The sequence below is a fragment of the Metamycoplasma hyosynoviae genome (assembly GCF_004365165.1).
Taxonomy (GTDB): domain Bacteria; phylum Bacillota_I; class Bacilli_A; order Mycoplasmatales; family Metamycoplasmataceae; genus Metamycoplasma; species Metamycoplasma hyosynoviae.
This window is the reverse complement of record NZ_SOCH01000003.1, coordinates 48,679-61,470: the sequence shown is the minus strand read 5'-3', so window position 1 is coordinate 61,470 and position 12,792 is coordinate 48,679. Positions and strand designations below refer to the sequence as shown.

At 26.4% G+C, this 12,792-nt stretch carries 10 protein-coding genes and 1 other RNA gene; 2 read left to right on the top strand and 9 right to left on the bottom strand.

Features of this window, described 5'->3' with window-relative positions; genetic code table 4:
• The first annotated feature begins 102 nt into the window (after positions 1-102).
• On the top strand, positions 103-1,083 hold the full coding sequence (locus JN03_RS08990) for a tyrosine-type recombinase/integrase (RefSeq protein ID WP_134076557.1): 981 nt from the start codon (positions 103-105) through the stop codon (positions 1,081-1,083).
• Positions 1,022-1,531 (top strand): excisionase, encoded by a 510-nt coding sequence (locus JN03_RS08985; RefSeq protein WP_134076556.1) that lies wholly within the window; start codon positions 1,022-1,024, stop codon positions 1,529-1,531. The genes JN03_RS08990 and JN03_RS08985 overlap by 62 nt, the downstream gene beginning before the upstream one ends.
• Before the next feature lie 774 nt (positions 1,532-2,305).
• On the opposite strand, the gene ssrA is transcribed toward JN03_RS08985, so the two are convergent.
• The 9 genes from ssrA to ruvA all read right to left on the bottom strand — a co-directional run bounded on the left by ssrA (position 2,306) and on the right by ruvA (position 12,758).
• Positions 2,306-2,692: a transfer-messenger RNA gene (gene ssrA, locus JN03_RS01480) on the bottom strand.
• A 20-nt stretch (positions 2,693-2,712) separates the two neighbouring features.
• Positions 2,713-3,147, bottom strand: coding sequence for an SsrA-binding protein SmpB (smpB, locus tag JN03_RS08980; protein ID WP_036441429.1), 435 nt, complete (start codon positions 3,145-3,147; stop codon positions 2,713-2,715).
• 16 nt (positions 3,148-3,163) lie between these two features.
• Positions 3,164-5,326 (bottom strand): ribonuclease R, encoded by a 2,163-nt coding sequence (gene rnr / locus JN03_RS08975; protein ID WP_134076555.1) that lies wholly within the window; start codon positions 5,324-5,326, stop codon positions 3,164-3,166.
• Between the two features lies 1 nt (position 5,327).
• Positions 5,328-5,579, bottom strand: coding sequence for a preprotein translocase subunit SecG (secG, locus tag JN03_RS01465; RefSeq protein WP_036443585.1), 252 nt, complete (start codon positions 5,577-5,579; stop codon positions 5,328-5,330).
• Between the two features lie 41 nt (positions 5,580-5,620).
• A complete protein-coding gene (gene aspS, locus JN03_RS08970) occupies positions 5,621-7,282 on the bottom strand; it encodes an aspartate--tRNA ligase (RefSeq protein WP_134076554.1) in 1,662 nt (553 codons plus the stop codon).
• Between the two features lie 29 nt (positions 7,283-7,311).
• On the bottom strand, positions 7,312-8,577 hold the full coding sequence (gene hisS / locus JN03_RS08965) for a histidine--tRNA ligase (protein WP_134076553.1): 1,266 nt from the start codon (positions 8,575-8,577) through the stop codon (positions 7,312-7,314).
• Between the two features lie 13 nt (positions 8,578-8,590).
• The gene (gene secDF, locus JN03_RS08960) at positions 8,591-11,200 is read right to left on the bottom strand and encodes a protein translocase subunit SecDF (RefSeq protein WP_134076551.1); all 2,610 of its coding nucleotides are present in this window, start codon (positions 11,198-11,200) and stop codon (positions 8,591-8,593) included.
• A gap of 21 nt (positions 11,201-11,221) precedes the next feature.
• Positions 11,222-12,166 carry a Holliday junction branch migration DNA helicase RuvB gene (gene ruvB / locus JN03_RS01445; RefSeq protein ID WP_036441410.1) on the bottom strand — a complete coding sequence of 315 codons (945 nt, stop codon included), beginning with the start codon at positions 12,164-12,166 and terminating at the stop codon, positions 11,222-11,224.
• Complete coding sequence (gene ruvA, locus JN03_RS08955) at positions 12,150-12,758, bottom strand: Holliday junction branch migration protein RuvA (RefSeq protein ID WP_134076550.1); 609 nt, start codon at positions 12,756-12,758, stop codon at positions 12,150-12,152. The genes ruvB and ruvA overlap by 17 nt, the downstream gene beginning before the upstream one ends.
• Positions 12,759-12,792: the final 34 nt, after the last annotated feature.

Below are 12,792 nucleotides of genomic sequence, written 5' to 3'. Positions count from 1 at the left end.
GGCAAAAGAACATTATACCATATTGTGGTATATCAAATCCTTTTTTTGCCTAGTTTATGCAAACCAAATAACTAGGTTCAAAAGGATTTTTTTAGTACTAAAATGAAAAAATTAATTGAAGAAATAAAAATTTTTATAAACACACACTACAAAAATTATAATTCTAGATCAAAAGCTATTGATGCTTTAAAAAGAATCGAAAATCTTGAAAAAATAGACATTGAATCTATTAATAAATTGTATTCTAGTATTCCAACTAGCAAACTTTCAAATTCATCAAAAATGACTGAAATTTCATATATAAAGAATTTTTTAAATAAAGTTGGAAACTTTAAAAGAAGAGTTTTTAAAGTTGATGATCTTCTTAAATTACCAAGTGATACCATACCAAAAGAGACATTTGATTTAATAGAATTAGAAAATATTCAAAACTATTTAAAGCTATTTAAAAATGAACAATTCCGTTTGATATTTAATCTTCTACTTTTTAATGGATGCAGACTTGCAGAATTTTGTAGCACTGATTGAAAATCAATGAAAGTAAATAAATATCAAATGAGAATTAAAGCTAAAAAACACGGTAATTTTCGTATAATGACAGTTCCTGACCATTTAATTGATGATTTTGAAAGAATAGGTATTTCATATTCTTATAATACTATTCAAAATTTATTTAATGAATTTAGTAAATTTGTTAAATTTATTGATCCAAATTTTAGAAAACGTATTTCAGCTCACGTATTACGTGCACAAATGATAACACATTTGCATTTAGCAGGAATGTCATCTGGTGAAATACAAAATGTAACTGGTCATAGTAATTCAAATACTATTGAAAGAATTTACATAAAAACTTCTGATTCATACAAACGTCAAATAATGGAATTAGCAGCTATGAATCCTATTGAAAGTATGGAAATTAACAAATTACACGAATTCATTAATTATCAAAATAAACAAATTATTGAATCAAAAAATCAAATTAATTTATTAAAGCTTCGTTTAGATGAAGAACAAAATAATGAAAATAAAGATACCAACTTGCAAGAAGTTGAAAATAAACCTAAAATATTACTTAATTAATAGCAATCCCAAAACTTTTAATGAATGAAAAGCTAAATATGAAAATTTGTTTTTAAAATATTTAAAATCTTGAATGTATAAAGAAAACATTGATTTTAAATTAATTCCTAAATATTATGAAGTAATGTTTTATTGAGGATTTATAAACTATAAAAGAGAAACAAAACTAATAAATCTACTTCTAAAAAACAAATATGAAGTAAAAAGATCAAATTTAAAGCTAGATGCTATATTCAAAGTTGATTTAATAGCTATAAAAGATAAAACAAAATACTTCATACAACTAAAAAACACAAAATCTAACCTTTCAAAAGATGAAAGAATGACTTTAATACATTATTCTAACCTTAAACAAGCAATACCAATTTTGGTTTATGTGAAACAAAAAGATTTTATTTTCTTAAACCTAACTAATAATTCAGAAATCAAATTATTAGATCACTATTAATATTTAATATATATTAAATAATAAATATAGGAAATTACAGGGGTACAGCAGTAATTTCCTATATTTATTATTATTTACTATTATATATTTGTTTACTATATTATATATTACATTTTAAATATATATACTTATAAATAAATATTTTAGATATTTATTTATAAGTTAATAATACTTATTAATTGATATTTGTAATATATCAATTAATAAGTATATACATATATATTATTATTTATCTTTTTATACTAGATAAATAATAATATATATGTTATTAATAATAGATTATAAAAACCCCTACTAAAAACACCCGGGGTTTTTATAATCTATTATATCTTTTACAAATAAAACAAACGGATAATTCATTAAAACTAAAACTTGTAATTCCTACGCACATACGTTTGTTCTGCGATAGTCATTACAAGCTTTTAGCTTATTGCAAGTTGATTTCCGTTTGTTTTATTTGTTATAAGCAAAGTACATTATTTCACTAATGTACTTTTTTATGGGTATTTTTGCTATTTTAGGGGGTAGAAAAAAAATTAGTACTTTTTTTATTTAATGTGGGGTATAAATTGTATTATAATATTTATGTTTGGATGTTCGCTAGCTTAAACGCTTATATTCCTTAGGAAACCTTTACGGAGATAAGTGGTTAGGCATTAAGTACATTACAAGTAGATTATACCCTTAATCTACTTTTTTTATTGTGGAGCTATATTGCATAGTCAGATATAAAAAAACGAAAAATCTTGGCATAATACCAAGATTTGCTCGATATGGTGGAGATGCGGGGAGTCGAACCCCGGTCCACACATTCTAATTTATCAATGTCTACAGTTTAGTAAATTTTTGTACTGATATATAATGTAAAAAACTCACAAAACACTATATACAGTTTAGTTAGAATTTCATACTACTAGCAACTAAAAAACTAATAATACTAGTCGGTACTTTGTTTATTACCACCCGACAAGGTAATAAACAACTAATTTAACTAAGCGTAAACTAGATTTGCATTGTTTTGTGCATTTAGCACAAAGTTAAGATCAATTTGTTGATCTTCGTTTTTAGATTTTGCGTTTAACAAAAGCCTAGTCGCATTATGGTTTGCGATACCACTGCAATATAATAAACTAAAATGCCTGTCAAAGCCAGTACACCCCCATTTATTACAATTTATAATTTTAGTAAATTATTTTTTTAATTATTTTATTTTGTTCTTCTTTTTTGATTTTTTGACGTTTGTCATATTTCTTCAAGTGTTTTACACTTGCAATTTCCACTTTTATTTTGTTTTTACTTCAAAAAATAGAAAGTGGAATTAAAGTTAATGCATTTCTATCAAGTTCGTTTTTTAGACGTAATATTTCTTTTTTATGCATCAATAGCTTACGTGAACGGTAAGGTTCGCATTTAACTAACATATATTGAGAAACATTAGCATTATTTAGTCATAGTTCGTTTTTGTTTGATATAGAGCAAAAAGCATTAGTTAATTTTACATTTCCAGCACGAATACTTTTAACTTCTCAACCTAATAGTGAAATACCACAGATATATGTGGATGCAATTTCATAGTCTGATTTTGCAAATTTATTTTTAACTATAACTTTAGACATAATTGAAATTATATTATTATCTTACTAATAAAGCATTAATTTTGCCTTTTTCATTATCAATAGAAGCAATTTTAATTTTGTAGTTCTTACCAACTTTTAAAGAAATCTTGCTACCAGCAGCTTCAAAATCACTAATTTTTAAGACCTTATCAGTTTCTATTGTATCAAAGCGAATTAAGATACTTGTTTGGAATTTTTCTATGTTCATAAAAACACCAAATTTTTCAACACTAACTAATGTTGCATCAAACTCCTGCCCTATAAATTGCTTAAAGAATTGTGATTTTCAAAAATCAACAACATCACGTTCAATTTGAACAGCAACTTTTTCTGATTCGGTATTGCGAATAGCAATTTCATTAATTATAGAAGTTAGTTTTTCTATATCTTCAGGGATTATTTTTTCGCCTTCAATTAAATATCTTCTTACCAAGCGATGTAGCAATAGGTCAGGATATCTTCTTATTGGGCTAGTAAAATGAGAATAAGCTTCAGAAGCAAGTCCAAAGTGTCCTATATTTTTAGTTGAATAAATAGCCTTTTGCATAGTTTTTAATAAACTAAATTTGATGTTGTCATCAAATGCTTTGGTCTTAATTTTTTGAACCATATTTTCAAATGATTTTGGTTTACCATCAAAAGGAACAGAAACTTGTATGCCTAAATAAGTCAAAAAGTTTTGTAAATCTATTAGTTTTTCATTTGAAGGTTTTTCATGAATACGATAAATTGAAGGGATTTGATTATGTTCCATCATTGAAGCTACTGTTTCATTAGCATGAACCATAAAAGCTTCGATTAACTTTTCACTCTTTCCTTCTTGCGTGATATAAATTTTTTCAACTTCAAGTTTATCATTTAACACAATTTTTGGTTCTTGGATTTCAAAATCAATATAACCTTGTTGTGATTTTTTGTTTAAAATGATTTTTGAAAGTTCATAGGCATCTAACAAATTATTTTTAATAAATTCAGGAATATCATTTTTCTTATTTTCTAAAAAGTCATTAACTTCATTATAAGTTAAACGAAAATCAGATTTTATAACACTAGCATATAATTTTTCTTCAATGTTGTTACCTAGTTTATCTACTAAAACTTCAAGAGTTAAGCATGCTCTAATTTCATTTGGGTTAAGTGAACAAATACCATTTGAAAGTTTAAAAGGAAGCATTGGAATAACTTTGTTAGGTAAATAAATACTTGTTCCACGAGCAAGTGCTTCAGTGTCAATTACACTATTTTCTTTAACATAATGTGAAACATCAGCTATATGAATATGAAGACGGTAATTATCACCTTCTTTTTTGCAAGATATAGCATCATCAAAATCTTTCGTATCCATTCCATCAATGGTTACGGTTTGAAGATTAATTAAATTAGTACGTCTTAAAATTTCGTCTTCTGAAACAAAATCAGGAAGTTTTTCAGATTCATTAATAACTTCTTCATTGAAATTTAAGTTAATATCACTAGTTGAAAGAATTTTCTTCACCATAAAATCTTTTTCATCTAGTGAAGTTACTTTTTTATCAAATGATATTCAAACAAAATTTCCTTTTTTGTTTTCTAAAATTTTCATTCTGAAAATATCTTTTTCAAAATCAAATTTTTTAATTATAAGTGGATTTGTATTTTCAATAATGAAATTAGTTTTGTTTTTTTCATCAAGAGGGGTAAAAGTTAAAAAATCATTGCGATAAAATAATTTACCAATGATGAATTTACTACCTCTTGCAATTAATTTTTCAATATTAGCTATATAAAGATTTTGATTATTTTCATTTATATAAGAATAAATTTTTGTTAATAAAACATCACCATCAAGAATTCCCTTTAAAGCATCAGGAAAAATAATTGCAGAATTTGATTGTCCATTTTCAAGTTCAAAATCAACAAAACCCAGTCGTTTGGTTGAAATTGAAACAACATTTTCTTGTTCAAATAAAAAGTTTAATGTAGTGTAATTATTATTTCTTAATTGAATTAATTTATTTTCTTTTAATAATTGATTTAAGTGTGTAGTTAGTTTTTGGTTATCCGAGATTTTTAATTTTAAAAACTTGGCTAATTCTAAAAAAGTGGTAGATTTTTTTTGCTTAATAAAATCTAAAATTTTCTTGTCATCAAATTTTAGATTTTTATTATTTTCTTTAATTTGGAATTTATGATTATTCATTTTAGCCTTTTTGCATTACTACACGCAAGACTATGGTGAATATTAGAAGCAGGGTGCCAAGTGAGTACATTGATCATTTTAAAACTTTTTTAACACCACGTTCTTTTGATACTTTGAATAAATCCAAATCACCGCTACCAACTAATGCACCACTAAAACTGTTTGAATCAGGAGCTAGGAGTAATGAAATAAAAATAATAGCTAGTGAAAATATTAGCAACATTATAGTTAATATAATTCCACCTGTTTTCATTTAATTTATCCTCCAATAAGCTAATTCTATATTATACATTATTATTTTTCGACTTTTAAACAATAGTCTTTTAGTTGATCTTCAGTTACTTCTGAAGGAGATTGAGACATTAAATCAATACCTTTTGCATTTTTAGGAAATGCAATAACATCTCTTATTGATTCTGAATTTGTTAAAATCATTAAAAGTCTTTCAATTCCAAAACCAATTCCACAATGTGGTGGTAAGCCATAATCAAATGCTTTTAAGAAAAAACCAAATTTATCTTGTTGTTCTTTTTTTGTTATTTTCAAAACATCAAACATCATTTCTTGAACTTTAGGATCGTTTATTCTTACTGAACCTGATGCAAGTTCAAAGCCATTTAAAACATTGTCATAAGATTTTGCTCTAACTTTTTCGTATTCATTTGTTTTTAAATATTTTAAAGTTTCTTCTTTAAACTGAGTGAATGGATGGTGAGCAGAAACATATTTTTGCTCATTTTCATCATACTCAAACATAGGTCAATTAACAATTCATAAAAAGTCTAATCTTGTTTCATCAGCTAGTTTATAAATTTCATTTATGTAAGTTCTTAAAGCGCCTAAAGCTTTTAGAGTTTTTTCTTCATTGTTCCCTAATGAAAGTAAAATGAATTTAGGATGTTTCACAGGACTATATTTCGTAAGAGCATCAAAATATTTTGAATTTTCTTGAAGTAGTTCTAATTTTTCGCCAGCATTTTTGAAAAATAATTCATTTATTTTTTCAATAACTTTTTCATCTTCAACTTTAAAATCTAGAAAAATAGCTTTTTTGAATTGATAGTTTAACTCTTCTAATTTTGGATTATTTGAAAAATCATTAATTAGATATTCATATCTAGTGTCAGGTTTATCTGTTCCGTAATTATTTAAAGCATCAAAAAAGTTCATTCTTGGAAATGGTGTTTTAATTTTATAACCAAATTGCTTTAAAACATCTTTTCACATCTTTTCACATAACGCAAATATATCTTCTTCATTTGCAAATGAAAGTTCAATGTCAAGCTGAGTAAATTCAGGTTGTCTATCTTTACGCAAATCTTCATCTCTAAATACACGTGCTATTTGAAAGTATTTTTCAACACCAGAAGCCATTAAAAGTTGTTTGTAAAGTTGTGGCGATTGAGGTAAGGCAAAAAATTTACCAATTCTTCTTGTTGGAACTAAATAGTCTCTCGCTCCTTCAGGAGTAGATTTTGAAAGAATAGGTGTTTCAACTTCAATAAAGTTTTGTTTATCAAAAAAGTTTCTAAGAGCTAATAAAAATTTATGTCTAAATTTTAAGTTTGCAAGTTTCTTTTCTTGTCTTAAATCTAAAAATCTATATTCAAGTCTTAAATCTTCATTGGCAGAATTTTCTTTTGTTATTTCAAATGGAATTTGTTTTGAACTATTTAAAATTTCATAACTACTTACAACAAGTTCAATTTCACCAGTTTTTAAGTTAGGATTAATTTCAAGTCTTCTACGAATGGTTCCTGTTACCCGAATGCAAGTTTCTTTAGTTAAAAGTGGATCAGAAACATTCTCAAATATAACTTGAATAATTCCAGTTGAATCACGAAGGTCAACAAAAGTTAAACTCTTAAATTTCCTCTTGTTAGAAATTCAACCATATAAAATTACTTCTTTATTTTCGTCTTCCAACGAAAAATTCCCGCAATAAAATTTTTTCATTTTAGCTCCTTTGTTGATACAATCAACAATTATTTAAACTCTTTAATTAGTTTTTCAAAATCTTTTAGATTGGTTAGTTTTGCAAGTTTTTCTTTTTCTTTATCAATTTTTATTTTGAATTCAAATGGTTTAGCATTTAATTCTTTGAAAATTGTATATTTTGGCTTTAAAGTAAATTGTTGTTTGAAAAGGTTTTTAATATCGGTTTTTTCATTTAATAGGCAAACTGAGTATTTTTTTCTCAGATCATAAGCAAGTGATGTAATTTCATCTTTTTCTTCTTCGTTTAAATATCCAATCAATACATCAATTTGATTATCAATTTCAGGATATTCTTTTTCATTAAATGCAATAATTTCCATTAAACGATCAACACCAAACGCAAAACCAATCGAATCATTTTTAGGTCCACCGAATTCTTCAATCATTCCATTGTATCTTCCACCACCTAAAATAGTAGATTTAGCCCCTAATGCCTGTGATTCAGAAACAAATTCAAAGACTACATCATTATAATAATCAAGACCACGCACTAAGAAATTATCAATTTCATATTTAATGCCATATTTTTTTAGCATTTCAAGTAATGAATTAAAACTATTTTTTTCTTCATTCGATAGAAAATTTCATAAAATAGGTGCATTTTTTACAAAATCTTTTTCGCCATCTTCTTTATCATCAAATATTCTCAAAACATTTTTTTCAAGTCTAATTTTTGAAAGATCAGATAATTCGGATTCATAGTTTTTAAAATACTTACGAAGTTCTTGAATATATTTGTTTCTACTTTCATAAGTTCCAAGATTATTGATTTTTAAAACAAAATCTTTGATTTTGACTTTTTCTAAAAAATCAGAAGCAAGTTTAATTGCTTCGAAATTTGACATTACTGATTTTTTAGCTATTAATTCAACACCACCTTGATAAAATTGTCTAAATCTACCTTTTTGTGGTCTTTCATAACGAAACATTGGTCCAAAATAAGCAAGTCTAGTTTCACCTTGAAAATTATTGATCTTATTTTCTACATATGCCCTTATAGTAGAAGCAGTTGCTTCGGGACGTAATGCTACAAGGTTTTCACCATTATCTTTGAAAATGTACATTTCTTTATTTACAATATCGCTGGTTTCACCAACAGCACGAATAAATAAGGAAGCATTTTCTAAAACAGGAGTTTCAATGAATTGATAGTTGTAATTTTTAACACATTCGAAAAATGAGTTTTTGATGTAATTAAGTATATTTGCATTTTTACCAAATATATCACGCATTCCTTTTAACTTTAAAAACATCTTTTCTTCCTTTTTACATAGCAAAATCATTTATGCCATTAATCATTTGTTCTTCAACAGATGATTTATTTTTTCAATAGTTTGTATTAATTCTTTTTTCTTTGTTTTTATAAACTCTAATCAAAGTGTGAAGTCAAATGTTTGGAATTAAGAACATATTTACAAAGAATAGAGAAATTAGTGAGTATGCAAAACCATATGTAAAGATTTTACTTAATTCTGACATTAGTTTCAATTGGGCTGGGATAATTACAATTGCAAATAATGCAAACATTATTTGACGATCAAATGAATCAATAACATGTTTTTTGAACATTAGTTTTAAATCATCTGGTTGATAAATAAAATTTTTGGTGTTCAATTCTTTTTTTAATTTACCAGTAATTTTAGCGCTTGAAATAACTGAATCATGAGCTATAACAATTGCAGATACAAGTAAAGTATCTAAAACATTAATGTTTATTGGAGCGTAAGTTAGAAGCATTGTTAGTACTGAAAAACTTAATACAAATACCATTTTCAACACAAACATAACCATCGAAACTCAAGTGTATCTTAACAAAATGTAAAAAGAAGTTAGAAATATAAATATAGCTAGAATGATGAAAAACGTATTAATGTCACTCAATAAACTTAGTGGTACCGATTCAATTCCAGTAATAGTAATTTGATTTATTGACGTAGTTCCATCAGCCATCAACTGTTGGATTTTTGTAAGTTTATCAATATTTAATTTATCGAAAATATTTGATGAAGATGAAACTAAAACTGAATAATTTAATTTGTTCGCTACTTCTTCAATTAAAACAATTTGAGCATTAGTTATATTTTTGATGTTTAAGACTTTTATATTAGCTAGAAGTTTATTGGCTTCTGATTGGCTTAAAAGAGTGCCGTTTGGAATAAATAAATAGTTGTATTCACTTTTTAACTCATTTGAAAGGTTAAGTCCATTGATTAATGATTTATTTGCAATGCTTAATGAAAAATATACAGCAAGAGCTATAAAAGCAAACACACCAAACCCAATGCTGAAGTATTTTGATTTAGAAATTAAATCAACCTTATATACAGCTTGTGAGTATTTATTTGACCATAATATTGCTTTGGATGTTGTATCAAAACTTTCAGTTTTGGTAAGTGATTTTAATATAAGCGTTTGAATTAATCCTATTATTACAAAGCCAATTATAGTTATAGTGAAAATTGTTATTCCAATTACTGTACTATAAGAAACACTGATGTAAATTAGCAGAATCGCCCCAACAATTGAAATAAATGTAGTGTCCAGTGATGAGAATAGAGAATACTTAGCACTTTTACCAACAGCCTTGGTTGCATTTGATCCTTTTTGAATTTCTTTTTTAATGATGCTTAATTGGTTGTTGATTAAATCCATTACTAGCAGAAGTAGAACAATAATTGTAAATGCAATAATTGAACTAATGAAAATGTTTAGTAGAGTTAATACTACAATAACCATAAAGATGAAGAATGCAATAGAAACGGCAGCTACTAACCCAAAAAATCTGTATCTTGCAATCAAGAATACTGCAAATAGTGAATATAAAATTGCAATAACTACTAAGAACTTATTTTTTGCAGATGCATCAGTTATAAAGTAGGAATGTTGTGATTTTAAAGTAAATGGAAGAAGTGAAAAATTAATTGCACTAGCTAGTTCAACATCTGTATATCCATCTTTATTTTCATTGTAGATAAAAATCTTGGTGTCTAAAACTGAGTTAGATGGAATCATTGAAATAGGATGTCCTGAAAAAACCAAGTATTTTGCAAACTCAGGTTTAATATAAGGATTAACTTTAAAGTTTGTTGGTTTATTGTCTTTATCTTTTAATTCTTCTGGATCTATTTTTCCATCTGCAAAAGCATAAGTTACAGGTCCGTTTTGTCAAGTAGGATTACTTTGATTTTCTTTAACATATTTTTTGAAGTTTAATCATATGTAAGCTGATGAACGACCAAGTCCTGTACGGAAGTATTGTTGGTACATATCATTAGCAAACTTTATATATTCAGATCATCCATTTTCGGTGAAAGTAAGTGAAACTCTTTTTGAATATCCTTGTTGGTTGTGTGAACTTGCAGGATTTTTCACCAAATCAGGCATAAAGTCTTCTGGATTACCATCTACTAAATCTTTGAAAGTTTTTCTTTCATTAGCTGGAAGCGAAGCTGATTGATATTTACCTTTATAAAATAAAGGATTACCTTCTCAGTCAGTAAATGTTAGATAAGGTTTTTCTTCAAGTGAATAAATAAAGTCTAGCTTTTGTTGATTAGTCTTACTGTTGTAGTTTGAAATTGTAATTTGATTTTTACCACTCAAAGACACATCATAAGCTGAAAGTAAGTTAGCATTATGTAAATATTTTTTAGTAGCATTTAAAATTTCTTTATCAGAAGCTTGGCTACCACTATTTAAATTTTTCTTAATTTCAAGAGTGGTTTTTACTCCTTGAATACCAGAATCTGTTTTATTAACAAACTTAGGTTTTAGATAAAATATTGAACCAAAAATTATTGTTATTAGCATAGCAATAATTATGAAAATATTTATAATTCATCTAAGTTTTCTATTAAGAATTCTCTCTTTTTTCATAGTTTGAAATTATATAATAAATTACATAAAATTAAGTAAATAATCTATACCACGTTGAGTAATCCTTCTACCCCTTGGACTCTTTTCGATAAATTTATAATAAAGTAAGAGTGGTTCTATTTCATTAATAATCGTATTTCTATCATCTCTAACAATACTTCCAATAGTTTCTATTGAAGCATAAGAATCATTAAATACTTCATGCAATGCTTTTAAATAATCAATTTGTGTACTATAAAGTCCGAACTCATAAATCCCAATATGTTCAAATGCTTTTTTAACAAGTTGCAATGTAATTTGAGGCTTATTTTCATAGAGTGTGAAATCATAAACACGTTTAAGCAAATTATTTGCAATCCTTGGAGTTTGACGTGAATGACGCGCTATTTCAGCAATTGAAGCATCATCAATTTTGATATTGTTTCTAATTGCTGAATTAAAAATAATTTTTTCAATTTCTTTATCAGTGTAATTTTTTAATTTGCCAATATAGCCAAAACGATCTTTCAATGGTTTTGATACTAAGTTAAACTTAGTAGTAGCTCCAATTAAGGAAAACTTGTTTAAACGCATCCGCATAATGCGTTTATCCCCATCTACTCCAATAACAACATCGACCACACCATCTTCAAGAGCTGAGTAAAGTAATTCTTCAATGTTTTTATTAATACCATGAATTTCATCAATAAAAACAATGTCATTTTCTTTTATCGAAGATAGCATAGTGAGTAAATCACTCTTACGTTCAATTAAAGGCCCTTGAACATAAGTGATGTTGCGTTTTGTTTCATTGGAGATAATTTTAGCAAGTGTAGTTTTACCAAGTCCCGGAGGACCATAAAACAAAATATGATCTATTGGTTGATGCAATTTTTGTGAACTTGAAATCATTACTTTCAAAGTTTCTTTTAATTTGCTCTGTCCTATAAAATCATTGAAATTTTCAACTCTAAATTCTGATCTCATTTTGATTTTGACTAATTAGTTTAATTGCATCTTCTATGCATTGCTCAATATTATCGGTGATTGTAAGTTTTTCAAGTGCATATTTAATTTGATGTCCTTTAAAACCTAGCATTTTCATAGTTTCTTCAAATTCTCGAATATAACTGTTGCGAGGTTCTACTTTTACTTTTCAATCTCCTACATTTTTAATATTTTCAATAAACTTGATGTATTTTTCGTGGTATGCAAGCACAATATTATTTGCAGTTTTCTTTGATACATAATTTATAGCTGCAAGTTCTTCTTTATTTCCTTCTGCAATTAATTGAACTATTCTTTCTCATCCTTCATTTAGCAGGGTTATTGCAGTTTTAGGACCCAATCCTTGTAGGTCAATTAAATCTTCAAAAACAACAAGTTCTTTAAAACTTTCAAAACCATAAGTTTTCTTATTGTATTCATTTTCTATTTCATAAACAAAAATTTTTCTTACTTCATCTTTTTTAAATCTTTCAATATTTGGAACATAAATCATTTCACCAGCACCACTATGTTCTAAGATGATATATTCTTTGCTTACGTGAACAATTTTTCCGTATTTGTAAATTAACATTTTTTTCTCCTTGCAAAAATTATTTTATTTCCGC